This is a genomic window from Bacillus sp. DTU_2020_1000418_1_SI_GHA_SEK_038 (assembly GCF_032341175.1).
Taxonomy (GTDB): Bacteria; Bacillota; Bacilli; order Bacillales; family Cytobacillaceae; genus Cytobacillus.
In genome coordinates this window covers 187,003-212,327 of the sequence record NZ_CP135435.1, presented here as the reverse complement: position 1 = coordinate 212,327, position 25,325 = coordinate 187,003, and the positions used below count along the sequence as shown (strand labels likewise).

Here is a 25,325-nt window from a genome sequence, read left to right as displayed (position 1 = left end):
TGCATCAGTAAACACTATATTCCGTCCACTTAGCATTTCAGATAAAATATAATACCAGCCTCCTGCGTTATTCTTTTCTGGCCTTGGATTATGAGGCAAGGAAATATGATTATTGAAAAAAGTAGTAAAAAAGAAAATAAAAAGAGTGGCAGAACCACTCCATTATCACTAATCTTCTCTATGTTCTTCTTCTATTGGGGTATCGACTTATCATAAAAGTTCAATGCTGTCTCAAGGCTATCTCAATAATTTTTTTGATATTAATGTTCCAATTCAAGGTCTTCAATTGCAACATTAACTGACTCCTTTACTCCGTGTTCTTTTTCAAATTCATCAATAGGACTATCCAAATAACCCCATACCATAAAATGAACCGTTTAAACAATTCCATGCTTAAAATTATACTTACTGCAAATCTGCTTAAACTTCTGATAGTACTCTAATTTTAGTTTATTGTTCCTACTATATAGCACTACTCGAATTACTGCTTTTCTATCAATATTTAGTAAAAATAGTTCTAGAATTTCTAAATCAGCCACTAAACTAAGTGACCGTTTATTTTTTGGGAGTCCAACATCTACCGGCAAGTCAATCTCACTATAATAATCAATTTTTAAATAAATTTTAAAGTATCCAAACACATTAGATCCTACCCTTCATTTTTGTGAAAGCGATCATCTTGCCACCAAAAAGTTTACTGTTATTTAAGGATACTTTTAAACAGTTATCCATTAAACTAAACTCATATACTCATAAATATTGAGAAAATGAAATATAAAATATCCCAGCAGGAACGATAAAGGAATACTTAGCAATAGAAGTTTTGCCTGCAATATAGCCGCCATTTCTTTTCCTTGTTTCAAGATTGACGGTGCAAACTTAACAAAAATTATCATTATGAACCATAAAAGACCTACTACACAAAAATAACTAGATACTAAGTCTAAATAATACATTTTATCTTCTCCATTCAGACAAAAAATGACGTTTGTTTGATAACTTTATAAGAATATTCTAACGCGTCCTAATATTTTTGTCCGCAAACGAAAAAAGGTGTGGCTCCTAGGTGAACATAAAAAAATAGGGAAATTATCTCCCTATTTGATCAGATGAATACTGGTTATTAAAATTCTGTTTTCTTCAAAGCCATCTGAAGTTCCTTTATTGACGGCGTAACATATATACGTGTGGTATCCATTGAGGAATGCCCGGCTAATTCTGCAATACTTTGAAGACCAACCCCACTATTTGCAAGTTGCTTACAATATGTATGTCTCAATGAATGTGGTGTTATCTCTATTCCAAGTTGGGTGCTATATTTTTTTAAGATATGCTGGGCGGCTCTGGTACTTAATTGATTGCTTTTGCTGCTAATCAAAATGTAATCTGAATCTTTGTCCCTATTTTCAAGCCACATTTGAATATGTGCTTTGGTTTTTTCTGTTAAGGGAACGATTCTGTGCTTATTCCCTTTGCCGGTTACATTTACTATGCTATTGCGAAAAGAAATTGAGGTCTTGGTTAAAGAACACGCCTCATCGATCCTTAAACCGAGATTAACTAGAAGAATAATAAGTGTTTCATGTAATAATCCCTTTTGGAGATTTTTGTGCTTCGTCATTTCAACTGCATGTAATAATCGCCCTACCTCTTGTCTCGTTAACCAACGAATGGTATTCTGTTTTTGGACCTTTTTGACTTCAATTTCATCACCTAAGTTTACAGGTGAAAATTTGGATATAAACAAATAATCAGCCCACTTTTTAACTGCTACCAGTCGGCGGTTAATAGTCGCTGGTGATAAAGAAGGGATTGCTTTAATTTCACGCTCGAAATCTTTTATATCAGTTTTCGTTATTTCCTGAACCATGATTGGATTAGAGTGTATATTATTATACAACCAACTTTCAAAGAAGCGTAAATCTTGACCATAACTTTTAATGGTATTGATACTTCTGTTTTTTTCAAATAAATAGTTTTTAAATCCCTCGAATGCTTGAGAAAAAGTGACTGAAATGATTTCCATAGGACAACGCCTCCTACACAATGTTATACGACAAAAATTGAATTATGATTATTTATGTTATGCGACGAAAAAATATAGCCTAAGCAATAGGTTCTGTCGCATAAGACATATTATCTGACAAACTTGTTATTGGTCGTATTATAGCGCGTTTTAAACTCATTGCCAGCACCATTTCATTTTTGAAGGATCTCAAATAATACTGCGTATTGTTTATTGTCGAATGTAGTTTAGTTGTTTCTCAGTAACCTTATATTCGTCACACCCGTAACCGAAATTCAAATATAAATTGTATGTACCATCACTGTTGAGGCTGGCACTTTTATTTTGTGCTTGCAGATACATACTCCTAACAACCTCTAAGTCATTACTATTCAATAGTTCCATTTTTTTGTCTCCTCCTTATTACCCTATTTATAGTTATTAAAATGTAAATCTACTTCCTCTTTAAGTCCATATTTCTTAACTAACCTATTATATTTTAATTCGGCCAATTGTAACTCTTGCTCTTCTGTAATTATGTTCTTCAAATTTTCATATTGAAGCCTATAAAGGGCAGTTATGACCACCTCTTTCAATTTATCCTGTAATTCTTCTCGTAACTCTTCTTCTCTACTTTCATAAGGATTTTCTCGGTCTAACTCCGAATATCTTTTTGATAGCCACCTCTGCGCATCATCAATCATTTCTTCAACCTTTTCAAATAGAATTTCAATCGCTTCAGTTGTATTTTCTGCTAAAAAGTCGTCAGTGTACGTTTGGCCATCAGTTCGATCAATAAGATAACTTCCCTTTTCACCCTTATAACAACCAACGAAATTAAATTGATCTCCTACACCTATATTAAATAAGTTTTCCATTTCTTCTTTTATTAATTTTTCCATTCCTCATCCTCTCCTTTCATTTTGCCAATTTGATTGGCTTACAATTGTTATAACATATTAGGCAAAAGACGAGATCGGTATGTTAAAAGATAATTGTGGCGAGTTTATTCAGTAAAAATAAAATGAATATTAATGGAAAAGACCAAACAAAATTAATGTCTGGTCTTTAGTCAATTTTAAAGGAAGAGCAAAGTATAATTTTTATCACATACTCAAAATATTAGAATTAAGGGGAATTCTAATATTATTCTAGTTCCACTTATCGGGTTTATTTCCTTTATTTTTAATGTCATTTTGTTAAGAATTTTTGGATCATGATACAAACCTCAATACTGATAAAATTCTTACTTATTTGTCCAATTAAGATTTCTAACTGGGTTTAAAATATTACCCCAATCATAAGGTTGACTATATTTAACACTGCCGCATTTTAAACACTCTACATCACAAAGACGCTTATAGTTAATTTTATCTTTCAGATCTTTTGGATACTCTTCTATTCGTATTACATTTAGAACTCCACCACATTCACAAATCATATGCTATCTCCTATACCATTATTAATATCTGTATAGCCTTTTTTTAACAATATCTACTCCTACCTATTATATAACCTGCAGAAGATATGACAACTCTACCGCAACATCAGAATGGATATCTTGTTTAATAATTGACAGTTCTAAATTATAGTGTTGACAAAGCCGAAAGACATTTTGCAATTGTTTAATATTATTAAATTCCTCATAATCATAAAAAATGACCCTGCAATATTTCTCATGATTTTCTTTGATAAATTCTGCTATCAATTTTGTTTCCTTTAAAAAAATCACATCTATTTCTTTATTAACTCTTGCTGCAAAGTTTCTCAAACTTTCTTTATAACTCTCAAGGTCATTTATGTCAGTAATAATTCCAAGATATCTTTTCACTTCTTCACCTCTGTATTTGATGATGAAGATTATACCGCGCATCTAATCATCTTCAAGTAATAAGGTAAATTTCCCTTAAAAAAATAACAGGAAATTAGTCCTGCAATAACGGAGAGATTATTCACTAATGGGGCGGTTAGGTTCAATAAAAAAATAATTTTAAAACACTCTTTACCCCGTACTATGGTACAGGGTTTATAATTTATAGGGGGGGATTCAGTTGAGATATAAAATTAGTGAACTTGCTGAAAAATGTAGTATAAATAAAGAAACAATTAGATACTACGAAAAGATAGGGTTACTTTCTGAACCATCCCGAACAGACTCAGGCTATAGGGTTTATTCAGATGATACTGTTAATCGCATAAATTTTATCAAACGAATGCAAGATTTAGGATTTTCTTTAGCAGAAATTAATAAATTACTTGGAGTTGTTGATAAAGATAGTGAAAGATGTAGGGATATGTATGACTTTGTAAACCGAAAAATTGATGAAGTACAAGACAAAATTAGAAATTTAAAACGAATTGAACACATGCTAATGAAATTAAAAGAATGTTGTCCTGATGAAAAATCTCTACGTGAATGTCCTATTATTGAAACCGTAATGAATGATAAATAAAGGTGGGAGAACGATGGATTGTTGTAGTAGTAAGGTTAATGAAGTGAAAATAGAAAATGATGGTGTTTGTCCAACTTGTAATAATAAAGCAAAAAACGTAAAGTTGATTACACTAAAGTCATTACTTAAACCGACTGCATTAGAAACTTTAAATGCGAATGTAAATCACTATTTCTGTTCAAGTAAAGAGTGTGATGTAGTTTATTTTGATGCCGATAATAGGAAGTATCTTACATCTGACATAAAGGTAGCAACACATCAAAAAGATGACCATGTTACAACACCTATTTGCTATTGCTTTGACTGGACAAAAGAGAAGATTAAGAAGCATGTTAAACAAGAACTTTCCCTTAATCCAATTGAACATATTCGAGAAAACATAAAGGAAAACCGATGTGGTTGCGAAGTTAACAATCCACAGGGAAGTTGCTGTTTGGGTAATGTTACAAAGTATATAAATAGCATTAAAAGTTAATTATGCTCTTCAACTAACGAAGGCTTAACACAATAAGGAATAAAATAAAACAGCCTAAAATATGTAGGTTTTTATGCACTACTTGCGTATTTTAGGCCTTCTTATATTCATAAAGATACTACCATTAACGGCATTTTCCAATTACCAAATACACCCTATTTCAAAGGGTTAAACCAAGAATAATACTTCCAACAAGAAGAAAAAGCACACAATAATTATAAATATACTTTGAGATAATTAAATTTTTTATATTATCTTTCAATGCCCTTTCAACTAAAGCATTTATACAAAGTAAAAAAAGCCCCCCAAAAATTATTACATATAGTGTTACTATAGAACCTGTCCCTAAATGCTCTATCCATTCTGTGAATTGTTCCCAATCAGTCATGAGTACTCTCCTTTCAGTATTTCTTTTTTGATGTATCTATTAAACTTTTAGGAGCATAAACCTTTAAAAAATTGCCCATGTCTGATCCGAAAATTCACATGATTAGTCAAACGGCTTATCCTTAAAATCAGTCAAAAAGTACTGAATATTGCCATAAACTTTCAAAATAAATAAATGTTATTGAAAATCTAATTTATTCGTTTTCTTTCTTTTTTCTAGACAATAAACAATTACATTAATCACTATCTATGGATTTTTTTCGGAAGGTGAATTTATTATTTTCATTAATAAAATTTTCCTAAAAGTAAGGCATGGAAATCACAAAAAACTACTATATTCGGTCTTATTTTTCAAAAATGAAAAGACCAAATAGCAAATATCACTATCTAGTCTTATGTGCATAATTATTATTCCAAACGAAAAGGGCGTATGCACAAGAAAGGAATCTAAGACATTTCAAGGAATACTAACCATCAGGAATCTATGAGAAATCTTTAGTCCTGACACTAGGCTAGTTCAATAACAAGTAGCAATTTCCTTTTTAATTAATGACATTTTGAAATAACTTATTTACATTGTTATTATCGCACATAAAAAATTCTGAATCGTTATTAACTAATATTAATTATTACTAATCAATACCTATAATTTAAAATAAAGTCTCTTAATTCCATTCTCATCTATAAAGATTTTGTTAGATCTTTCTTCCCTAATTTGTCTTTCCTTTACTTCCCTTCTAATTATATTTAGGGGTATAAACCAACTAATTGCCCCGCAACTATAAACCATTGCAGTAACTTCTGCGTAGGTCAAGTCTTTAGTAATCAGGTAAACTAGGAAACCTGCGAACAAACCTGTAAAGTTAAAAGCAATAAGTGCAATACCATTCCAGAATGTCTCATTCTTGATTTGAAAGTACTGTACTACTTTATCAAATAGGTTTAAATAGAAACGGTGAAAAAGCACACCACTACAAATGAAAACCCCAGCAAATAAACCAAAATAGTCTTTAGGACTAAATTTTAAGATAAAATAATTGATTGGGTAAAACAAAACTGAATAAATAATACAAAATATGATTGCCCAAATAAAAAATGTAACAACAAAACGGATATTTGAATTAATCTCCTTCATGGTATTCCCTCGTTTCGGTGAAAGTATTAATTACTAGATTCCAACAGAATGCTCCCATGAAGAAAAAGAAAGGCATGAAGAAAGCAGAAAACACGTTGTTTCCTTGAAAGAATAGTATCAGTCCAGATATTATTGAAACAAATAATACTAAAGTAAGCATAACCCACGAAAAAACAGTTGGCATTTTTTTATTATATTCATTCTCATAGACAGCGTATTGATACGTTGGAATATACATACGCTTATATATAAATCCCCCTGCCTGCATGGTTAGATATGCAACAATGATAAAAGACATAAAACTGTGATCCCAGAATTGTAAGGTCAAAGGAGTAAACAATAAGATTAAAAGCATTCTACACAAGGCATTATATAAGTGAGTATTCACTCTTTTCTTCTTGTTAGGTATTAGCAAATCTATATTAAACCCCTCCACTCTATTAAAAATTATGGATATTCTATTATTATACGTTGATCGAGAGTTACAGTCAGGGCCAAATCAACGGCAAATAAAGTACCTATTCGACATATTTTGACAATAGAAAAAAGGAGCGGGATCTATTGCTCCTTCTTCTTCAATACCATTGCTGGGAGATTTGGTATTATCTTGGCAATGTGAAAACTAATTAACCATATAAAGCCAGCAATAACTGTGTACCATGTATAATTTAACGTATCTACTAGTCCGTACTGCAGTACAAACCAATTTCCTAGTAACACTATGGAACAGTTAATCAAAAAAACGGAGAGTAGAAAAAGATTTCGGACGAATATTGCAAGGAAATCCTTATCCTTGATTGTTTCATGTAATCCGAAATATATCTCACTAAAACAAACCGTACCAATTATAGAAAAGATCAAGGCAGTCATGTATGTGTATTCGTCAACTTGGAACGATATAGGAACCGTTGAGATTAAAAAAATTATTGTTACTACAAAGAAAAATAAATATGTGAATGATTTATGTATTTCATGTTTATACATCATGCTCAACTCCTTTTATTGATAGTATTTACAAAAATGAAAAAGAGCAAACGCTATGTTTACTCTTCAATATGCAATACTACTGGAGCCGTTAATTTATAGATCTCTTACCTCCCCTTCTTTGACAAAATAACAATGTATGATCCCCAATGCATCACGTACATGCTCGTTAGTTCTTAGAACACCGTAAATTTTATGAATAGCCGGTTTTATTTCTTTCTTACTGGCTCCTCCGTTACCTGTGACAGCCTTCTTAATGGAAGCCGGAGCATATGTCTTTATTGCTATCCCTTTATTTGCTGCAATGAGAAAGATTATTCCTATAACCCAATTTACTTCCTTACTTCCACCAGTATAATTATTTTCACATAAAATCAGTTGTACATAGTGATCGTCAATTATTTTTTCAAGTTCCATATATACAAAATGAATCCTTTTGTGAATGGGTGTATCAGCATTGGTTTTTATTGTATGAAGAATGACAATTTTTTGTTCGAGGGTTGTTATAGCAACGCCAGTAGAAGATAGTGAGGCATCTATTCCCATGATTGTTGGTTCATTTTTCAATTGCATATGCACACCTCCCTACTTTGCATCAACGTATTACAATCAATATTTACGCTAATACAGGCTTTGTCATTGGTGAGCACTCTTTTGTCCTTCAATTAATTTTATCTATTTAACATTTTCTTTTTGTTTTTTCAATGAATTATAGATAAATCCTAGTTCTTTGAAATTGCAAAAGTACCTTTCATGAATTTCATTTTGATACTTAAAAATGATTTCAACTGGAAAATTCTCAACACTGGGATTTAATTTAACACTCATAATTAGTTCTTCGTCCAATCCGTCTAGGATTATATCATTCAATACACTAATAAAAAAATCAGTTTGAATCGCCTTAAAATCTCTCTTAGTCAAAGTAAAACAATTCTTTTCACCTTCACGATCGATTATTTCCACGTAAACAAATTTATTTAAGTTATGAAATAAGACACTTGCTGCATCATTAAATAACTCATTTATTCTAATTAACTCATGAACGCTAAATTCATATTTGCCCATTTATCTCCTCTCCTTTCTTCATGATCCCCTATTTCAAGGGAATGCTCTATTTGTAACTTCTTTTTTAGAAAGGAAAAACCTTTATTATTAATGAAACCCATATAGATATTGTTGTAGATTTTTGTAAATAAAAAAATAGCAAGGATAGTATCCTTGCCGTTTCTAATCATTCATCGCTATCCTTCTCATGGAGCGGCTCTTCATCCGGATCTTCTAATTCCTCACATAACATGATTATTTTAAAGAGTTCGTCATTGTCTAAAATATATTCAGCCAGTATAGGTACAATCACCTTCATTAGACTTATGAAGGATGAATAGAAATTTTGAAAACAAAGGATATTAAATTCACCTACATGGGCTGTGTTTTTATCTACGAAACACTTTTGACTTTTCGTAATGTATAAAAAGTAAATAAACTTGCTTTCCGAATGATTTACCCATTCGAAGCGGGGATGCTTTGCAATGACAATAGTATAATCATTGTGAATCGCCTTAACGTAATCCAATTTCTTTTGTCTTTCCTTGCTAACCATATGAGTGTACACACCTTTCTAGTGAAAATATTTTACACATATTACTTTATACACACATATGATCTATCCTTGTTTTCAATCTGTTTAATTCCAAAATAAAAATATTCCTTAAAAAGCCATACTAGTATAGATAGACGTAATTAAAAATTATAGTACAGAAGTACTTAATTATTGTATTTAAAATGTTTTTATATGCTTAGAATATCTTGATTAAATAGGCATTTCACATTTTCACAAAACTCGTGTTTCTGGCATTTAAATGATGTAGGTTTTGGCAGTATGTTTATAAATCATTTTGTATCATTTCTCAATGGAAAACTGTATAAACGCTTATGTTTATACACAATTGGTAGTGCTTATTGTATTAACGGGCAGTTTAGTTTAAGAGTGGGGTTTACCTTGTGAACAACGATTTGCCCATTTAAAGGAATAAGATTTTCAAAAAGGTCTGGATATTAATGCTTATGTTGCTGTGTTATAATCAATTAAACTTTTAAAAAAATGATAGGTGTTTATTCTGATCCTAACTATTAACAACTTGTTTATTAGCAGAAATTACAGAAGGAACACTTCGTTTTAATTCAAACGAATCTTTAGATTATAAATTTTTTCATAAATACGCTTTACCATCAAACATATTAACTATGCATCCCAATTTTATTAATGATATATTTTCTAATGAAGATGCTTCTTTTATTCGATGAATGACTACCTTTGAAAGGAAAGTGTTCAGTTTGACTTTACAGCAATTAAAGTATGTATTAGAAGTAGCAAGTAAGGGGTCCATGAATGAAGCAGCAAAAAGTTTATTCATCTCCCAGCCAAGATTATCGAATGCGATTAAGGAATTAGAAGAGGAAATTAAAATCACTATATTCATTAGAACAAATAGAGGAGTTACTATTACTAATAAAGGGTCTGAGTTTCTAGGTTATGCCAGACAGGTATTACAACAGTTTAATATGCTTGAAGAAAAATATTTAAGTGAAGAGCCGACTAAGCAAAATTTTTGTATTTCAACCCAGCATTATACTTTTGCAGCCAATGCATTTGTGGAACTTGTAAAAGAATTTGGGGCTGCTGAATATGAGTTTACACTTCGAGAATCGAAAACTTATGAAATCATTGAAGATGTGAAAAATTTACGAAGTGAGTTAGGTATTATCTATTTAAGTAACTATAATGAATCAGTAATATTAAAACTGTTAAGAGAAAGTAACATAACCTTTTCAGAACTATTTACTGCAAAACCCCATGTGTTTATTAGTAAAAGACATCCGTTGTCCGACAAAGAATCTATTAATTTGGATGAATTAGATGACTACCCATGCCTTTCTTTTGAGCAAGGAGAATACAATTCTTTTTACTTTTCAGAAGAAATTTTAAGTACAAGAAGTGTAAAGAAAAGTATCAAAGTGAGTGACAGAGCAGCAATTGTTAATTTCATGATTGGTCTCGACGGTTATACCATTTCTTCGGGAGTTTTTCCTAAATATCTTCATGGGGATGATATTATTGCTGTACCTCTTAATGTAGATGAAGTCATACGTGTAGGAATAATAAAGCATAGTGATGTCACATTAACTAGACTTGGTGAAATATATGTAGATGCCTTAAAAAAGGTTGCACAGGAATTATAATTGAAAATCGACTTAATAGGCAGCCTGATATAACCTTTTGTTATATCAGGCTATGTTGATTTAACATTACAGTATACCTAGGAAACTCCCTTATAATGAATGAAGAGATTTGTAAAATTGGAGAGTGAATTTTGATATGGGAGTTCAAGTGTTATTTTCATTTGTGATCTACGCACTAATTAATGCTTTTACACCGGGACCCGGTAATATTCTAGCATTAAATACGATGACAAATTATGGGTGGAAAAAGGGAAAACCATTATACTTCGGTATCTTTGCCGGTTACTTTTTTGTACAAGCATTATGTGCTTTCTTTATTTTTGGATTAGACAACTTAATAAATCCAATCATGAATGTCCTTACATATGCGGGAACTATTTATATTGTGTGGCTCGCCTATCAGGTTGCAATTAGTAAGCCAGACAATAAAACTTCTGACAAACAACCCTCTTTTTGGACCGGCTTTGTCTTACAAATTGTGAATGTAAAGATATTTTTATTTGGAATTACCGCACTAACAGGATATATTACACCTTATTACTCATCACTGGGGACGCTTTTATTTTTTGAAATGATTATTGCCACAGTAGGTACGATTGCTACCCTGACTTGGATATTTTTTGGAGGATTATTACAAAAGACATATATCAAACATTATCAAATAGTAAATATTATATTGGCGTTATTACTTTTGCAATGTGCAGTTTCACTTTTACTACAGTAAAAAAATTAGAGTTTGAAATATCCTAAAGAAATAAACAACTTTCATATTGTGAAGAATTGTACTTAAAGTAACGGGGGCATTAATACAACAAGGAATAAAATTTTCGAGCCTATAGTATGCAAGAATTTATGCATTTCTTATATATTCAGGCTCTTTTTACATTCATAAAACATACTGCCATAAACAGCATTTTTTGATTGCCGAATACAACTCGCCACAATTATGTTCTAACATATTAATCTGGTCTTTTTGCTCTTATGATATAACAATATTAAGCCGTGAACATTGTAATAAGGGGGAATATTAAAATAGAAGATTTGATTAAAAAATAGAAAGGACGTGATTTTTTGGATGAATTAAATGCAGTTTTGAACAAATTAAAGGAGTTATTCATTACAGTAAGATACAAGTACATCAAACAAAATAACGATGGTAATGGTTATCAAACTTTTAATGCGTATGAAAACAAAAGTCATAAACGTCTGCACGATGGATTTTTAGTGTCGCACTTAATGAGAGAAAATACATACGGTATCTTTTGCAGAAAAACACACACTAAATTTTTGACATTTGATGTAGATATCCCCGATAAAGCAGAGGCTAGAAGGGTGGTTTTGGCTCTCTATGAATCTTTAAATGGCTTAGGTATCCAAACCGATAAAATTTTCACAAGTTGGAGCGGTACGAAGGGATATCATGTAGATATTTACTTTTCAAAGGAGATTCCATACAAATCAATGGAAAAACTCTATAATGCAGCGGTCAAATCAACACTTAATCTCCTAGATGGAATTATTAACGGTCAAATTGAAAAAAGGCCTTCACCTACTCAAGGCTTAAAACTCCCTTTGAGCATCAATTTTAAAAATAAGAATCCGCTTGATAATATTTGCTGGTATGTTGACGTCCAAAATGGCTTTAAGCCTATTCGATCCTTAGATTTTATTTTAACAATAGAGCCTATAAATGCTGAGATTATAAAGGATTTAATCAATGATTTACCAGAAGTAACAAAAAGTATATTGGAGAATGTAAAACCAATTAAAAATGAAACTAGTCAAGACCTATCTCATCTAGACTTGGCTGCAGAAACCCCAAATTCATTAGCAGCGTTATATAAGAATGGACTGAAAAAACCAAATTCCAGAAATGCTTCTCTTTGTAAACTAGCAATCTATTTTAATACCTTAAAGATTTCAAAACAAGAATGTGAGCAAAGACTTAAAGAATGGATGGAAAAACAAGATCCTAAATTTTATAAAACCCCTCTTAAAACTTGCTTTCAAGAAATTACACGAATTGTTAATCTTGTTTATAAAAAGAACATAGTGCTGGCTGAAGGAAAAACAGAAATTATAGTATCTAGAAGTGAAATGTTGACTATTTATCAATATCCCAAAAAGTTGCACTATACAATCAACGCGTTACTAATTCATTCCAAACGCTTCGGAGGGGAGAATAGCCAATTCTATATGACATATGAACAAATAGCAACTGCTGCACGATGCTCTAAGAACAAAGCAATAGATCATATTAAAGAACTTGAACAGTTAGGTTTAATAAAGGTAACAAGGAACCCCATCGCTGGCCAACCAGAAAATCAGCCGAATACATATGAATTAAGTCTTAATTGGTTAGCAGCGGAACCAGAAATTACAGTTACAGTGTCAGTTGATAAGGTGGATTCCTATCGTGATATTAGAACAACTCTAATAATTAAAACATTCCCTAACAACGAATGGTGGAATATTAATGAGATACTTTATAAAGCAAAATTGCAACAAGCAATTAAAATACAATAAATTAAGTACTTCTATACTGTTTTTTTCAATTTTATCTAATCATATTAAAATGGACGAATTTTAAAGAGTGAGAATTTCTCACTCTTTTCTTGAATCACAAATTAAACAAAGTTACATCGGTTTCCTAATATTCCAACACAGAAAGTTTATCCCCAATAAATAGACTTATCAATTTGGCGAAATAAGAAACTTAACAAAGAAAGAATATCTAGAGCATCCTTGACATCAATCGGCCATTCTAAGGCAAGTTCATGCCCTTTAGGATTACGAATTGCCCTCATAACGCCCATACAAAGGTGCATAATACCCTCTTGCTCATTACGATCCGTTTCAGTTACTTGTTTATTTAGTTTTAAACTACCTTTCATTGATAATGCTGCACTCATTAAATCTGATCCATGTTTATCTAATTTCGCCTTATCTGCTACATACTTATCAAATGCCTTGCAGCATTCAAAGACTGCGTGAAAATATCTACCTTCAGCAAAGAGTTCCCTTCCATGCTTACGAATCTCCTCATGGTAATTCCTTGAATCAAATGCTTTTACTTCTTGTGAATTTCGATTTAATCTAGTGTCTTTTTTTCCTGTATAAACAATTTGACCAGTCTCTAAACTTATTTTTAGACCATAAAACTTTATTATCTCGTTTACTTGTCCCACAATTTCTTCATGGTAATCGCCATTATTTATGTATTCTTGGGGATTACATAGTAATTGAATAATTTTTATAATATGATATTGACCTGAAGGTATGCTTTGGATATCTTGTAAAACTTCGTAAACAAATCTCCACTTGGTTGTTCCGTCATGCTGATATTTTGTAAATCCTGCTTTATGGAAAAAATTCGTTATCCCAGAACCGGTATACCTATCACCGATTATTTTTGAGAGTTGTTCTAAAGCAGATAACTCAAATGATTCAATTGTAATAGTTCCAGATTTAGTCATTTCGATCCCCTTAAATATTTAGTATAATTGAAACTCTCTTGACTTTAGCCCCGTTTCTAGCAATGTTGAAAAATACATTTTACTTTAAATCACCTAAATACTTATTAAATATTTCCATGAAAGGATTATATCCAGTTACAATAGTGATTATTGAACTGATTAAGCCAACTACAATAATAATGAAAGTTATAAACTTTATTATGATATTATTAGTGAACCGATAATAAGTAGCATACTTAATTAATCCACTCCAATATAAAAGGAGAATTGGTATTTGCACAAAAAATTGAACACCCTCTCTTAACCAAATAAAAGGGTTCTTTAACTGTGCCTTAAAATCTTCCAGTCTATTTTCTAACCTTCCTATATACCTTAATAGCACATCATCAATCATTGTGAGGTAGTTTTGAACTATATATTCTGAAGGCTGTTATAGCCTCTCATTGGATCTCTTGCCTCATCTCTTAATGTAGGAAGTGCATTTACGATAATCTGATATGTGTTATATTGAATGTTTGAATACGGGGGAATAAACCCTCTTGCAATTCCTAATTCCCCAACCTTGGCTTGCATTTTTGGCCCTCTCATTGTTAGCCATTCATAGGCCTCGTAATTCTCCTTTCCTTTGAAAATACTATTACCATATTCACGAAACTTGTTTAGATACTCATACGCTTCATCTAAATTTTTTGATTCAGTACGACCAGCGCGAATAATCAAAGAAACACCTATTATCAATAATGCTAGAAGCACAAGAACATAGTTAATCAAATATTTCACCTCTTAAAAAACTATTAGTTAGCAATCTCAATCTTTAACTCTACAAATTTTACATCTTGAACTATTTCTTGAATTTGGCTCTTGTTGCCAACTACATCCGTTTGAACACCGCCACCAAATGAGTTGCCTTGCGTATGCCCCAACCTCTTCAGGAATAACAGTGTTTTTTTCAAAATCCCATTGGGCTAATAAATAGGGCTTTTTGGTTATAATACTTTTTTCAATTGAAACCTTATGAGGTTTGAACCGCCCGATTTCTTCATAACATATTCCACAACCTCGTCCCCCACTGCGTTCATATACGTATGCCTGATAGGTATGTCCTCGATCACATTTCCAAGTAGCGTAGTAATGAGAACCCGTAGATACTTCGTCTGGCTTCTTATCATTCTTAGTTTGGTGCCATTCTTTGGCTAAATCTGGCCGCATTGTTGCTAATGAATTTGTGTTATTAACCCTTTTTCCCGCACAATATGGGCAATTTTCTCTTCCACCAGTACGTTCATTCACAATTTTATCGTATGAGGAATTGCAGTTTGGACATATCCAATAAACTTTTTTATTAGAACGGCCATGTATTTTATCGGGGGTAATAATACCATTCTTTTGATAGTGCCATTCTTTTGCAATGCTTGGATATAACTTTAATAAACTATTATCTTGTGTAACCTCTAAGCCTTCACAAAACCTGCAACCGTGACCTTTTGTACGACTAATAATTTTCGTATCATACTCATGACCTTTATCACATTTCCACCAGACAGAATAGTTTGATTTTGCTTTGAAATGTTGTGGTAGAAAAGGTTGATTTTTTTCAAAGTGCCACTCTTTTTCTAATTCCGGGTACATTTCTAGAAGATTATTCTCTTGGACAACAGGAAGTAATTGTCCAAGAATTGGGATTGTGTCTTTAATGATATTTACTTCTTCTTTGAATTTAAATATTAACTGCTGCGCAGATTTGTCAATATTATGGATATTACATAATAATAATAAGACGTCCTTAATACATTTATTTACTGAAGGTTCTCCATTTCTGTGGTATAAGTAAACTTGCAGTTTTGAATGAATAATCCCTAAATCCTGCAATTTACCTTCTCTAATTCGAATGACATAATATCCTTGTTCTAAGAGGAGTCTCGTCTTTTCACGATCCCTATCCAACTGTTTTCTATGATAAAAGTAACCATCATATTCAATTACGGTATGGATAGATGGAATGAAAATATCTACTCCCTTAAAACGATCATGTTCGATTTCAAAATCTAGTATTGCACCGGAAAATATTTGTTTTATGTAATAAAGAAGCGCGAGTTCTGGAAACGAATGGTTCCATCTTTTATTACAATTAGGACATCCTGTTTTATGAAGGGTTCTGTTAGCCACTCGTACTTTCCAATCAAATTTACAAATAGTACACTTCCAATATGCCTCATAGTCAGACCCATATGAAACGTCAAAAGGAGATTTTTCTCCATTTTTAGTGGGGTGCCATTCACTTATTAATGATGGAAAATACTCACCTAATGATTTCAATTTTTGTCCTCCTAGAATACAAAATACTACCTTTAAATAATAACAAAAAGAGACCTCGAAAGGTCTCAAGATTTGTACTTCTCCTCTGCAAACTGTATAAACTTTTCAACCGTCCATAAGCGATCACGGTATTGTTCTGGATAAAGAGTATGATACGGTTTAGGAACAACTAAGGTGACCTTTTCATCTTCCATTTCATTTAATTGGTTTGGGGATATTCCTTGTTGAAGGGTTAATAAATGCTTACGTTCTATCCTATTCGCTTCGTTTAGAATCTGCCTCCATCTATCCTTACAAGTAGTTTTAGAACCTAAGAAGATTAAATCACTTGCTGGATAAGACATATCTGCATAGGCAGCATTAGAGGGAAGTAAGAAATCTGGTTTCTTGTTTCCTTCAGATCTACCGGGATGAGAGAATGGTAGATTAAAAGAAGAAAATAAGTAATCTACATGGTGTTCCAAACTCTTTCCTGCTCTACTCTTTCTACGGTTTAGAATAGTATTAGCAACTTCAACTAAAAACTCTACTTCCCCGAATGGCTCCGTTAAATACTCTTGATATAGATGCCTTTCAAGTGCCTTGAATGTGCTGTATTCTGTTTTCACCCATTCAAGTATAATCAGATCAGGAGTAAATGGTTTCCGTTTATAAACCTCATGGTGTATCTGTCTTGTAATATCGGCCATGTCAGCAGTTGCAGGGAAATCATCAAACTGTGATACTGCATATTCTATTTCCTCTTCCAACCTCCTAGACAGGTCAATATCTGAAACTCTACCACCGTCATAGATAGCATTGTTGCCCATTAAGTTTAATGAAAAGTGATCAGTAAAGTCTTCAATCTCTTCTTCTGTATCTAGTATGTAAACCTTGAAATCCTCTTCACTTATTGGTAGAAATACAATAAGGTTTCCTACTTGTTGGTCTTTGTCCCATGGTGAATTTGTCCAAAAACGAGTTATTCGGTATTCATTCCTTGTCCCTCTACCATAGTAAATAACACGGCTCTCAAAAGGATAAAATCCATCTATATGTATTTTTACATATTTATCCTTGTTTTCCCCTTTTACTCCTTGCGTTTCAAAAAAGATATTCCAAGCAGGTTTTGCAATATGTAATCCTTCTTGATGTGCATTGGTAAGACCAACATCGTTAGCAGTAACATACTTACAATAAAAGCGGCCAATCTTTCTGGCCGCCTCCAACAAACTAGTTAACTTTTCCGACTGTTGCATACTCCAATTGACCCTCTTCCACTGGTAGTATTTCGTCCCGTTCTATTGCCTGTACCATTTTTTCAGCAATTAAACGAACAACGGGAACTGCTACAGAATTTCCAAACTGTTTATAGGCAGCAGTATTCGATACTACAATCTTAAACGTTTCTGGAAAACCCTGCAAGCGGGCACATTCAGTTGGAGTTAATTTACGAGGATTCTTTCCTTCACCTTGAGGAATTAGAATCTCACTTCCATCTTTGTAATATCTAGCACTAAGAGTTCTTGAATATGAATCTAAGTCTGCAAGCCCATAACCAAAACCATTACCTTTTTTAGCGTGTTTCTCTTTGTAGGCTTGTAGGTACTCCCAGAGTTTATCAGATAATGTATATTTATCATCAACATTATCGTCTAGGATAGTTCTTAATGCTGGACCCTCTTTAGGAATTTTGGGAAAATCAAATTTCAATCTTTTCTTAAATCCTACAATATAGATCCGTTCCCTGTTTTGAGGAACAAGACCCTTAGCGTTTAGAACTTCATCGTAAACTGTATAGCCTAACTCTTCTTCTAATACTTTTTTTATTACCTTAAATGTTTTACCTTTATCGTGACTTCTTAAGTTCTTAACATTTTCAAGAAGAAATGCCTGTGGTTGCTTTTCCTTAATAATTCGTGCTATATCAAAAAATAAAGTCCCTTGTGTTTCATCAAGGAATCCATGTTCTCTACCTAATGATTTTTTCTTAGAAACACCAGCAATACTGAACGGTTGACATGGGAATCCTGCAAGCAATATATCATGATCTGGGACTTCTTTTTCATCTACTGATCGAATATCACCTACTGGTTTATGTCCGAAGTTTGCTTCATATGTTTCTTGAGCCTTCATATCCCATTCACAAGAGAATACACATTCTCCATATTCTTCAAACGCCAGACGAATACCACCAATTCCTGCGAACAAGTCAATAAATTTATATAACATATTTATAGTCTCCCTTCAACTTGTTCTAGTAAGCCAATTATAACAAAAAATCTTTAACTTGAGTCGAATTATGTGATATCATATATAAGTTACTTTTTAACAATACCCTAATGGAAAGGGTGAAACAAGTGGCAAATGTAGCAATTTATTATCAAAAAAACAAAGAAGAAAGTACAGAACAGGCAGTACTCCATGTCAATGAATTAATTCAACAATTAGAAACCCACCATGTAATTAAAGGAGTATTTCTAGATACCTTCAATCAAAGCATTGAATTAATGGAATTACTTAACTCCCCTCTTTCAGAATTAGACTACATATATTTAAACAAACCTTTAGAAAATGAATTTGATAATGAGTTAATCAATCAATTAACGAGAACTGAACAATTCGAAATAAGGTATTTTAATCGAGTATAGCAATGCTATACTCATTTTCTGTACCTTAACTAATTATGGTAATAAAATTTAAATGCTTCATAATTTAATTCTTTTCGTAAATATTTGAACCTAGTCAATTATTCCATTGACCAAGTTCAAATATTATTTACCAGCCTTTTTGGCGGCTGCTTCAATCCATTTACCTAGATTATCTCGTCCATTATCACTTACCCAATCATATGTAGGATAAATTTCTGAGAAATAAACTTTTTTTCCATCCCGTTCATAATACCAATTATCAAAAGGGTTCTTCCCCTTCGTGTCCGTACTGCCATTAGCATCTTTAACACGATGTATATAAACACCTAATAGTCCATTACCTCTTTTTGCACTTTGTTCAATCTCATAACCTACATACTTTCTTTCAGATGTTTCACTCCCTATAAGTACAACAGTTGTACTAGTACCTTCTAATTGTTTATCAATCCAATTTTTAATTGCCTGATCACCTTTTCTTTTAACCTCTTCCCAATCTGCTTTATCAATAAATCCTGCTTTATCTCCTTTAAATTGCCCACTATTTCTTACTTGACCTGCTCTCCAAGAATCCCTTTCAAAATGAAAACTGAAAAATGTTTTTCTAGCCATTATTCTCCTCCTCTAAATTCAATAACTATATCTGTTACTATATTAATTAGTTGATTAAAATCAATACCGTCTTCACCTAGTTTAATAAACTTATCTTTTAAATATGGATAATCAGGGTAATATCTATCAAAATCGTTTATTACCTGTTCCCATAACTTTCGACTTGCATATCCAGTAACGCCTATTGGTATCACCTTTACATTTTTATCTACCGCAATATCAAATTCTCTAATAACACCATTTGCTTCTACAACTTCAGTCTCTTCTTCTGTGTCTTGCTTTTTAATAATTTTGTTTCCAAACATAAATATGGCTATCCCACATTCACTTAGGAGTTGTTGTCGGTATTTCTCCCATAATTGGCTTATATCCTTACCGTTTGTTGCATATTGAGGGAACGGTCTCATTATTAAGTGTTCATTAATATTTCGTGTTCCTAATTCCTCCATTCCTTCTAATACACCATTTATTACGGCGCTCCCCACACCCAAACCAAATCCAGTGGCAACTTTAAATTCTTTTTGGTTCAAAGTTTTACTTAGTTTATGAATAAAATCTTGTGCTCTTATTCCTGAAACTGTATAGTCACTAAATTCATCTGCACTTCCAGATATGAGTACATTATTTCTATTAAATCTTTCAGTGATAACCTCCAATATTGTAGTAATGTCCTCATACCTCTTTACCATAAGGGGTTTAATGGAATATCGTTCTAAATCAACACATTTTAAATCTTGTTTAATTTTATCGTATTGAAACTGCTCTTTCCCCTTCTGATTATCTGGGTAATCCTCTTCAAGCACCTCTTTTATAAAATAATAATGGGTTCGAGTATGGTCATCTAATAATATTTTAATTCGGCTTAAGATATGTTCTAGGTTCGGGTCTTCAAAACTAAAGCCTATAAACAAAAAGGTCTTAGAAACTAGATCACCCTTTAAAGCAATTGTGAACATTTGGTTATTTTTCTCATATAACTCATAGTCATTTTTAATCAAAATTGCCTCATCTGCTACTTCCACATCACCATGCATTTTGTATACAACAGCATCTCTTTTACTTTTAATCACAGCCAAATCATTAACTCGTTTTTTTACATCAGGTTTCTTTCCTGCTTGGATTAAGGCTTGTTCAATTAGTTTATCGTAATTAGTTGTCCAAAATGTTCGTATAGGCAATTCTGCAATGATTTCATGATTGCGGTTTATTCTTCCTGTTTGACTAAAGTGATTATTTATTAATTCCGTTAAAGGTGTTTTGGTTTTGGAATCATTATAGATATATTGTGCCAATGATACTAAGTCACTTTCTTTTTCCACATCTAGTCCTAGTCTTGACGCAGGACGCCTTAATAGTTCCTTCCAATTAACAACTCCAGAAGGTATAGATAAACCTGCACCTGCAAAAACTGCAGCATTTCCTTCTTTTAATGCAATAACATATTCATCTATAAAATTATTGATTTCCCTACTTAGTTCCAAAATAGTTCCCCCTTTTTATTCCGAGACCCATTCTCTAAAACTTTTAATTGTTCCATTTAAATATTTAATATACACAAATCCATGGTTATCAATAACATAGTTATATAATCCTAAATATTCTTGCCCTTCAAAGGAATCTTTCTGATATGATGAATTATTTATTGGTAGTATTGCTACTTTTCCTTTATAACCATCATAATATCCTAATTCCCATGGCATCCACTTCGAATCAGAAGAATTATCAGAAGTAGCAAAGAATAAACTTCTACAAGTTCTCATTCGGTTTCTTATCTGATTTGCTGTTTGTGCATTTACATTCCCCCTGCTTAATTGCTTGTCTTCTATCCAATCAACATATACCTCATATCCCCTTTCCTCTAAAGTATTTTTTAATCCTAAAATCACCTCTGCATCTTGGTAACTATGAGAAAGAAAAATATCGTATGTTTTAAATGGACTGTAGGCTTTGTAACTTTCGTTTAATATAGTTGAAGCCGATTTAGTGTAGTAACTTTTCTGTATTACAGAATTTGCCTTATTAATTAAGTCTCTTCTTGAAAATAAAGCCACTCTAATCTCCCCTAATATAAAAAATTTGTAAAATTCTGTAGTTAAATTGTACCATAAAATATATAATAGTATACAATAAATACGAACATATTTTCGTAAAAATTAGTTAGGTGGTTGCTTATGAATATATTTGAGCAAATATTTAGTAGAAGTAAAATTGCACCATTAAAAAGGAAAAGTGATATTGAATTTGAGAGAAAATACCAATCCGAAATGATAACATCTAAAGGCTTTGAATTAATGTCAACAATCCAAAAGGAAGGTGCCAATTTAATTCTATATAGACACTTTTATGACGAAACACCCAAAGAGGAAGAAACAACCATTTTTCTTGGGGTTAGAGTCATAACGAAGAAGGGAATCCTGTACCCAGATCCGGTTTTAAAAGCATTTTTCAATGATGACTTTACTAGTATTTCTTTAGCCGACATTGAAATTGAAGAATATCTATCTAATCACGGTTACGGAAGCATATTACTTAGTAGCCTTATTGAGATTGCAAAGCAAAGGAATATAAATAGTATCACTGGCTGGATATCCAGTGTTGATAGTGGTCATATAGATAGATTGGTTCACTTTTATAAGAAACACAATTTCGATGTGATTTTAGATAAAAATAGTAATGGAAGCCTAAAAATTGGTGATTTAAAATGGAAAAATATATAAATAAAGGAGGTCTATAAATGGGAAAAAAGTTAAGTAGTTATTCATTTGAGTACCTTTTGGAATCCATCCTTAAAGATGAAATATCTATTTCAGTAAATAAATTAAACAAGAGTGAACAATATCCAATAAAAAAATATCTAACTATCAAAGAAGTATCCTCATTAACTGGTATTGGTTCTTCCGTAATTCGACAATTGACACTATCAAGAGCAATGCCTCATCGAAAAGTTAAATCTCGGATAATACTAGATGAGAATGAAATTATAGAAACAATTGAGAGTTATAAAAAGTTTGGTTGGACTGATCCAGATAAAAATTGGGATGTGAAAACAGTTCAATCTGAAATCGACAACTTTCAAAAGACAAAGGAGGAACCTACGATGATTGATGAAATACTTCGAAAGATAATCAGGGAAGAATTAGCCAGTTTTTCAAATGAAATAAAAAACTATGCAAAGAAAGATAAGGAAAGTTACTACGGAAGAACTGTTTTGACTATAAAAGAAGCAGCAAATCATTTTCGGACAAGTCCTTCTACAATTTATAGTTTAATCAAAGAAGATGGTATGCCTCACTTTAAAATTTATAGTAGGCACTATATTGTCCTTGAAGAGGCTGAGGCATTTTTATGGAGGGAGACTGCTAGATCTTATGCAGTTGAGGGAAATATATATTGGCAACGGATATTACAGAGGCTTGATTGGGAGGAAAAAGAAAGGAACGTGGCATATGAGAAGGCATTAAAAAGGTTAGAAGATAGTACTTTTTGATTTATAATCCTAGGGGGAAATTTCAAATTGTTTTTTGCATTAATCTTATACAAACATATAGGGAAACCATTAACTTGGATTTAAGAGCCATTTTCCCCTTCATTTTTCAGTGATAAAAGTTCATTGTAATAGACAAATAGTTTAAAAGCAAGGTGGGAAATCCTATCCCACCCCGCCCCTTCTTCCTTACTGTATTATATATTTTCTGATAAAATATAGGATACAATAATAATTAATACGTTTACAAATAATTGTTTTCAATAATTAATTTTAATGCCTCTTCTTGTAGTTCATACTGGAATGTTTCCCTTATTCCAGCCTTTCGGTAAACTCTCCATAAGGACAAATCATGTCCGTCTTCCTTTAACTCCTGTACTGCCCATTGTAACCTTCTAATTTGAAAGTCCTTAATACTCTCAGTTTTGTCATTCAAATACCCTTTTGTCATTGGAAGTTTATCAAGGTGTTTTTCCAATAATGGTCTAATTCCAATTCTACTGCCTACTGAACTTATTGTAATACGTTTGGGCTTCTCGACAGATAACAAATCATTGACTGCAACTCTTACATTTTCGTAAATTTCCTCATCCCGATACTTCCAGTCAACCCTATGATTATCATTGGCGGTTGATTTTAAATTAGGGGAGTTTCGATTCAACCAGTCCCTATCATTACGATATAACCATGTGAACACACTATTGTTAAGTTGGCGTAATTCTGTTTTACTGCTGCTGGGATATTGTTTTTTTAATTTAAGCCATTCTCTTCTGTATCCTTCTCTCTTCTTGGAAGGAGAATCCTGCTTAATGGAATTTTTACTTCTATCCTCTTCCTCACTTCTTTTTATCCAATATGTTTGTAAACCTAATTTCTTAGCATATTTTTTGACTGTGGCTGGATCTACCTTCAATTGCCTTGCCGTTTCCCTTAAACTTAGTCTTTGTCTAGTAAGTTGTTTTAATTTGGCTTCCCATACTGGGCCAAACTGCTTAATCTTAGTTATTTTGTATCTGTCTTTCTCTTCTTTATCAGGACCTGTTCTGAGGTAAATAAAGCCACAATCGCACCTAAATAACCCAATGGGACTTTTACTATCCGTACCATGCTTTAATTCTATGTCGGTAACAACGGGGCTCAAATAATGACTAGCAACAGGGTTCAAACATGGCCAAGGTTTCTCTCCAAACGGTTTATATTCGATTTCTTTACTAAAAAAATCCGAAATGGAAATTCCGAGGAACTGTATAAATAATAGGTGTCTTAAGGGATGGGTAGTTCTACGGTTTCTACGAAGCATATCATTTAGCCAATTGTTATTATTATTAATATCTGACTGCATTTTTTCCAGTAATCCATGTCCATAAAAATCCAAAAAGGACTCTAGCAACTCTTTTTTTCTTACCCTACCGTTTACATTTGCAAAACTAAGTTCTTTTAACCTACTTAAATACTGCTCTTTAAACCAGTCCAACGACTTATTTTCTACCTTATTACTTAACAGGAATTTAATATCTTCTGTAATTTTGATTGCCTTTTCCATAATCATATCAGTGTAAATTGATTCCGAAGCACTTTTTTTGCAGGTTTCAGGAGCGGCTAATCTATAATCATGCTTGTTATAACCTCTAACAGTTACTTGGCTATCATACAGTGGAATGTTATGATCTGGACAAACAAGAACTCCCGGTATTTGATGAATCCTATGCCAATACATTTCCCCAAGATTATCCATCTCTTCTTCAGCACATTGGGGGCAAAATTTAAAGTACTGATTAAACTTAACTGAACTTGCCATCAAACCAATCCTATTATAAATGCTGCCCCCATTATCCCCAATCATAGATTCTTTAACTTTAGCAGCATGGTCAGGAGGCAGGAAAGCAGCATAAAATGGATACAGTGTATGATTTGCAATTAGGTATTCGGGTGTATAATGATGCCCGACAGGAAGGTTTTCCATAATACGATAGATATGAGAAGGCAAGTCCATTATTGCTGTAATACTGTCCGTTCCATATATATCCTTTTGTGTTGCTTTGATACTGACGTTTCCACTACGTACGTGGTATCTCGCCAAAACACTGTATAAAAGTTCGTCATTATACGGGACAGGAAAGAAGGTCATCAT

Annotated in this window: 26 protein-coding genes; 8 read left to right on the top strand and 18 right to left on the bottom strand. The window is 32.4% G+C overall.

Annotated features, from left to right (window positions below):
* Positions 1-1,123 precede the first annotated feature (1,123 nt).
* The 3 genes from RRV45_RS01145 to RRV45_RS01135 all read right to left on the bottom strand — a co-directional run bounded on the left by RRV45_RS01145 (position 1,124) and on the right by RRV45_RS01135 (position 3,836).
* Positions 1,124-2,026: a tyrosine-type recombinase/integrase gene (locus RRV45_RS01145; protein ID WP_315666930.1), complete on the bottom strand. Its 903-nt coding sequence runs from the start codon at positions 2,024-2,026 to the stop codon at positions 1,124-1,126.
* A gap of 407 nt (positions 2,027-2,433) precedes the next feature.
* The gene (locus tag RRV45_RS01140) at positions 2,434-2,907 is read right to left on the bottom strand and encodes a hypothetical protein (RefSeq protein WP_315666929.1); all 474 of its coding nucleotides are present in this window, start codon (positions 2,905-2,907) and stop codon (positions 2,434-2,436) included.
* 605 nt (positions 2,908-3,512) lie between these two features.
* Positions 3,513-3,836, bottom strand: a complete 324-nt coding sequence (locus tag RRV45_RS01135) for a hypothetical protein (protein WP_315666928.1) — start codon at positions 3,834-3,836, stop codon at positions 3,513-3,515.
* Between the two features lie 220 nt (positions 3,837-4,056).
* Between RRV45_RS01135 and merR the strand changes: the two genes are divergently transcribed.
* The gene (merR, locus tag RRV45_RS01130; protein ID WP_315666927.1) at positions 4,057-4,458 is read left to right on the top strand and encodes an Hg(II)-responsive transcriptional regulator; all 402 of its coding nucleotides are present in this window, start codon (positions 4,057-4,059) and stop codon (positions 4,456-4,458) included.
* A 13-nt stretch (positions 4,459-4,471) separates the two neighbouring features.
* The gene (locus RRV45_RS01125; protein ID WP_315666926.1) at positions 4,472-4,933 is read left to right on the top strand and encodes a putative iron-sulfur cluster-binding metallochaperone; all 462 of its coding nucleotides are present in this window, start codon (positions 4,472-4,474) and stop codon (positions 4,931-4,933) included.
* Between the two features lie 160 nt (positions 4,934-5,093).
* Here the strand turns inward: RRV45_RS01125 and RRV45_RS01120 are convergent, their stop codons facing one another.
* The 6 genes from RRV45_RS01120 to RRV45_RS01095 form a co-directional block, all read right to left on the bottom strand.
* On the bottom strand, positions 5,094-5,321 hold the full coding sequence (locus RRV45_RS01120; RefSeq protein ID WP_315666925.1) for a hypothetical protein: 228 nt from the start codon (positions 5,319-5,321) through the stop codon (positions 5,094-5,096).
* A 642-nt stretch (positions 5,322-5,963) separates the two neighbouring features.
* On the bottom strand, positions 5,964-6,455 hold the full coding sequence (locus RRV45_RS01115) for a hypothetical protein (RefSeq protein WP_315666924.1): 492 nt from the start codon (positions 6,453-6,455) through the stop codon (positions 5,964-5,966).
* Positions 6,442-6,753: a hypothetical protein gene (locus RRV45_RS01110; protein WP_315666923.1), complete on the bottom strand. Its 312-nt coding sequence runs from the start codon at positions 6,751-6,753 to the stop codon at positions 6,442-6,444. Before RRV45_RS01110 ends, RRV45_RS01115 begins: the two co-directional genes overlap by 14 nt.
* A gap of 782 nt (positions 6,754-7,535) precedes the next feature.
* A complete protein-coding gene (locus RRV45_RS01105) occupies positions 7,536-8,012 on the bottom strand; it encodes a crossover junction endodeoxyribonuclease RuvC (protein ID WP_315666922.1) in 477 nt (158 codons plus the stop codon).
* A 102-nt stretch (positions 8,013-8,114) separates the two neighbouring features.
* Entirely contained in the window at positions 8,115-8,504 is a 390-nt protein-coding gene (locus RRV45_RS01100; RefSeq protein WP_315666921.1) for a hypothetical protein, read from the bottom strand.
* A gap of 166 nt (positions 8,505-8,670) precedes the next feature.
* Positions 8,671-9,039, bottom strand: coding sequence for a hypothetical protein (locus RRV45_RS01095; RefSeq protein WP_315666920.1), 369 nt, complete (start codon positions 9,037-9,039; stop codon positions 8,671-8,673).
* Between the two features lie 734 nt (positions 9,040-9,773).
* Between RRV45_RS01095 and RRV45_RS01090 the strand changes: the two genes are divergently transcribed.
* From RRV45_RS01090 to RRV45_RS01080, 3 genes are all read left to right on the top strand, one after another.
* Positions 9,774-10,679 (top strand): LysR family transcriptional regulator, encoded by a 906-nt coding sequence (locus RRV45_RS01090; RefSeq protein WP_315666919.1) that lies wholly within the window; start codon positions 9,774-9,776, stop codon positions 10,677-10,679.
* Positions 10,680-10,815: 136 nt separating this feature from the next.
* Positions 10,816-11,403 (top strand): LysE family transporter, encoded by a 588-nt coding sequence (locus RRV45_RS01085; protein ID WP_315666918.1) that lies wholly within the window; start codon positions 10,816-10,818, stop codon positions 11,401-11,403.
* A 347-nt stretch (positions 11,404-11,750) separates the two neighbouring features.
* The gene (locus RRV45_RS01080; RefSeq protein ID WP_315666917.1) at positions 11,751-13,205 is read left to right on the top strand and encodes a TOTE conflict system archaeo-eukaryotic primase domain-containing protein; all 1,455 of its coding nucleotides are present in this window, start codon (positions 11,751-11,753) and stop codon (positions 13,203-13,205) included.
* A 146-nt stretch (positions 13,206-13,351) separates the two neighbouring features.
* Here RRV45_RS01080 and RRV45_RS01075 read toward each other — a convergent pair whose 3' ends face one another.
* The 5 genes from RRV45_RS01075 to dcm all read right to left on the bottom strand — a co-directional run bounded on the left by RRV45_RS01075 (position 13,352) and on the right by dcm (position 18,682).
* Positions 13,352-14,155 (bottom strand): TIGR02391 family protein, encoded by an 804-nt coding sequence (locus RRV45_RS01075; RefSeq protein WP_212138517.1) that lies wholly within the window; start codon positions 14,153-14,155, stop codon positions 13,352-13,354.
* Between the two features lie 411 nt (positions 14,156-14,566).
* Positions 14,567-14,926 carry a hypothetical protein gene (locus RRV45_RS01070; RefSeq protein ID WP_315666916.1) on the bottom strand — a complete coding sequence of 120 codons (360 nt, stop codon included), beginning with the start codon at positions 14,924-14,926 and terminating at the stop codon, positions 14,567-14,569.
* A gap of 36 nt (positions 14,927-14,962) precedes the next feature.
* Complete coding sequence (locus RRV45_RS01065) at positions 14,963-16,471, bottom strand: zinc-ribbon domain-containing protein (RefSeq protein ID WP_315666915.1); 1,509 nt, start codon at positions 16,469-16,471, stop codon at positions 14,963-14,965.
* Positions 16,472-16,536: 65 nt separating this feature from the next.
* Positions 16,537-17,709, bottom strand: a complete 1,173-nt coding sequence (locus RRV45_RS01060; RefSeq protein ID WP_315666914.1) for a type II restriction endonuclease — start codon at positions 17,707-17,709, stop codon at positions 16,537-16,539.
* A complete protein-coding gene (gene dcm / locus RRV45_RS01055) occupies positions 17,684-18,682 on the bottom strand; it encodes a DNA (cytosine-5-)-methyltransferase (RefSeq protein ID WP_212138521.1) in 999 nt (332 codons plus the stop codon). Before dcm ends, RRV45_RS01060 begins: the two co-directional genes overlap by 26 nt.
* Before the next feature lie 128 nt (positions 18,683-18,810).
* Here dcm and RRV45_RS01050 point away from each other — a divergent pair, with 128 nt between their 5' ends.
* Positions 18,811-19,101, top strand: a complete 291-nt coding sequence (locus RRV45_RS01050) for a hypothetical protein (RefSeq protein ID WP_315666913.1) — start codon at positions 18,811-18,813, stop codon at positions 19,099-19,101.
* A gap of 123 nt (positions 19,102-19,224) precedes the next feature.
* On the opposite strand, the gene RRV45_RS01045 is transcribed toward RRV45_RS01050, so the two are convergent.
* From RRV45_RS01045 to RRV45_RS01035, 3 genes are read right to left on the bottom strand one after another with little or no spacing between them, the layout of a single operon-like run.
* Positions 19,225-19,710, bottom strand: coding sequence for a TIR domain-containing protein (locus RRV45_RS01045; protein WP_212138523.1), 486 nt, complete (start codon positions 19,708-19,710; stop codon positions 19,225-19,227).
* Positions 19,710-21,191, bottom strand: a complete 1,482-nt coding sequence (locus tag RRV45_RS01040) for an SIR2 family protein (RefSeq protein ID WP_315666912.1) — start codon at positions 21,189-21,191, stop codon at positions 19,710-19,712. Before RRV45_RS01040 ends, RRV45_RS01045 begins: the two co-directional genes overlap by 1 nt.
* Before the next feature lie 15 nt (positions 21,192-21,206).
* Complete coding sequence (locus RRV45_RS01035; protein ID WP_212138525.1) at positions 21,207-21,761, bottom strand: toll/interleukin-1 receptor domain-containing protein; 555 nt, start codon at positions 21,759-21,761, stop codon at positions 21,207-21,209.
* A gap of 120 nt (positions 21,762-21,881) precedes the next feature.
* On the opposite strand from RRV45_RS01035, the gene RRV45_RS01030 reads away from it, so the two are divergent.
* Together RRV45_RS01030 and RRV45_RS01025 are read left to right on the top strand one after the other, a co-directional pair.
* Positions 21,882-22,427: a GNAT family N-acetyltransferase gene (locus RRV45_RS01030; protein WP_315666911.1), complete on the top strand. Its 546-nt coding sequence runs from the start codon at positions 21,882-21,884 to the stop codon at positions 22,425-22,427.
* Between the two features lie 17 nt (positions 22,428-22,444).
* A complete protein-coding gene (locus RRV45_RS01025) occupies positions 22,445-23,197 on the top strand; it encodes a helix-turn-helix domain-containing protein (protein ID WP_212138527.1) in 753 nt (250 codons plus the stop codon).
* 241 nt (positions 23,198-23,438) lie between these two features.
* Here the strand turns inward: RRV45_RS01025 and RRV45_RS01020 are convergent, their stop codons facing one another.
* The gene (locus RRV45_RS01020) at positions 23,439-25,325 is read right to left on the bottom strand and encodes a TnsD family transposase (protein ID WP_315666910.1); all 1,887 of its coding nucleotides are present in this window, start codon (positions 25,323-25,325) and stop codon (positions 23,439-23,441) included.

What these genes read in the sequence shown, in the direction of transcription:
- RRV45_RS01145 (WP_315666930.1), bottom strand. Translation starts at nt 2,026, where the DNA reads ATGGAAATCATTTCAGTCACTTTTTCTCAAGCATTCGAGGGATTTAAA.
- RRV45_RS01140 (WP_315666929.1), bottom strand. Translation starts at nt 2,907, where the DNA reads ATGGAAAAATTAATAAAAGAAGAAATGGAAAACTTATTTAATATAGGT.
- RRV45_RS01125 (WP_315666926.1), top strand. Translation starts at nt 4,472, where the DNA reads ATGGATTGTTGTAGTAGTAAGGTTAATGAAGTGAAAATAGAAAATGAT.
- RRV45_RS01120 (WP_315666925.1), bottom strand. Translation starts at nt 5,321, where the DNA reads ATGACTGATTGGGAACAATTCACAGAATGGATAGAGCATTTAGGGACA.
- RRV45_RS01115 (WP_315666924.1), bottom strand. Translation starts at nt 6,455, where the DNA reads ATGAAGGAGATTAATTCAAATATCCGTTTTGTTGTTACATTTTTTATT.
- RRV45_RS01110 (WP_315666923.1), bottom strand. Translation starts at nt 6,753, where the DNA reads ATGTCTTTTATCATTGTTGCATATCTAACCATGCAGGCAGGGGGATTT.
- RRV45_RS01105 (WP_315666922.1), bottom strand. Translation starts at nt 8,012, where the DNA reads ATGCAATTGAAAAATGAACCAACAATCATGGGAATAGATGCCTCACTA.
- RRV45_RS01100 (WP_315666921.1), bottom strand. Translation starts at nt 8,504, where the DNA reads ATGGGCAAATATGAATTTAGCGTTCATGAGTTAATTAGAATAAATGAG.
- RRV45_RS01095 (WP_315666920.1), bottom strand. Translation starts at nt 9,039, where the DNA reads ATGGTTAGCAAGGAAAGACAAAAGAAATTGGATTACGTTAAGGCGATT.
- RRV45_RS01085 (WP_315666918.1), top strand. Translation starts at nt 10,816, where the DNA reads ATGGGAGTTCAAGTGTTATTTTCATTTGTGATCTACGCACTAATTAAT.
- RRV45_RS01075 (WP_212138517.1), bottom strand. Translation starts at nt 14,155, where the DNA reads ATGACTAAATCTGGAACTATTACAATTGAATCATTTGAGTTATCTGCT.
- RRV45_RS01060 (WP_315666914.1), bottom strand. Translation starts at nt 17,709, where the DNA reads ATGCAACAGTCGGAAAAGTTAACTAGTTTGTTGGAGGCGGCCAGAAAG.
- dcm (WP_212138521.1), bottom strand. Translation starts at nt 18,682, where the DNA reads ATGTTATATAAATTTATTGACTTGTTCGCAGGAATTGGTGGTATTCGT.
- RRV45_RS01045 (WP_212138523.1), bottom strand. Translation starts at nt 19,710, where the DNA reads ATGGCTAGAAAAACATTTTTCAGTTTTCATTTTGAAAGGGATTCTTGG.
- RRV45_RS01030 (WP_315666911.1), top strand. Translation starts at nt 21,882, where the DNA reads ATGAATATATTTGAGCAAATATTTAGTAGAAGTAAAATTGCACCATTA.
- RRV45_RS01025 (WP_212138527.1), top strand. Translation starts at nt 22,445, where the DNA reads ATGGGAAAAAAGTTAAGTAGTTATTCATTTGAGTACCTTTTGGAATCC.
- RRV45_RS01020 (WP_315666910.1), bottom strand. Translation starts at nt 25,325, where the DNA reads ATGATGACCTTCTTTCCTGTCCCGTATAATGACGAACTTTTATACAGT.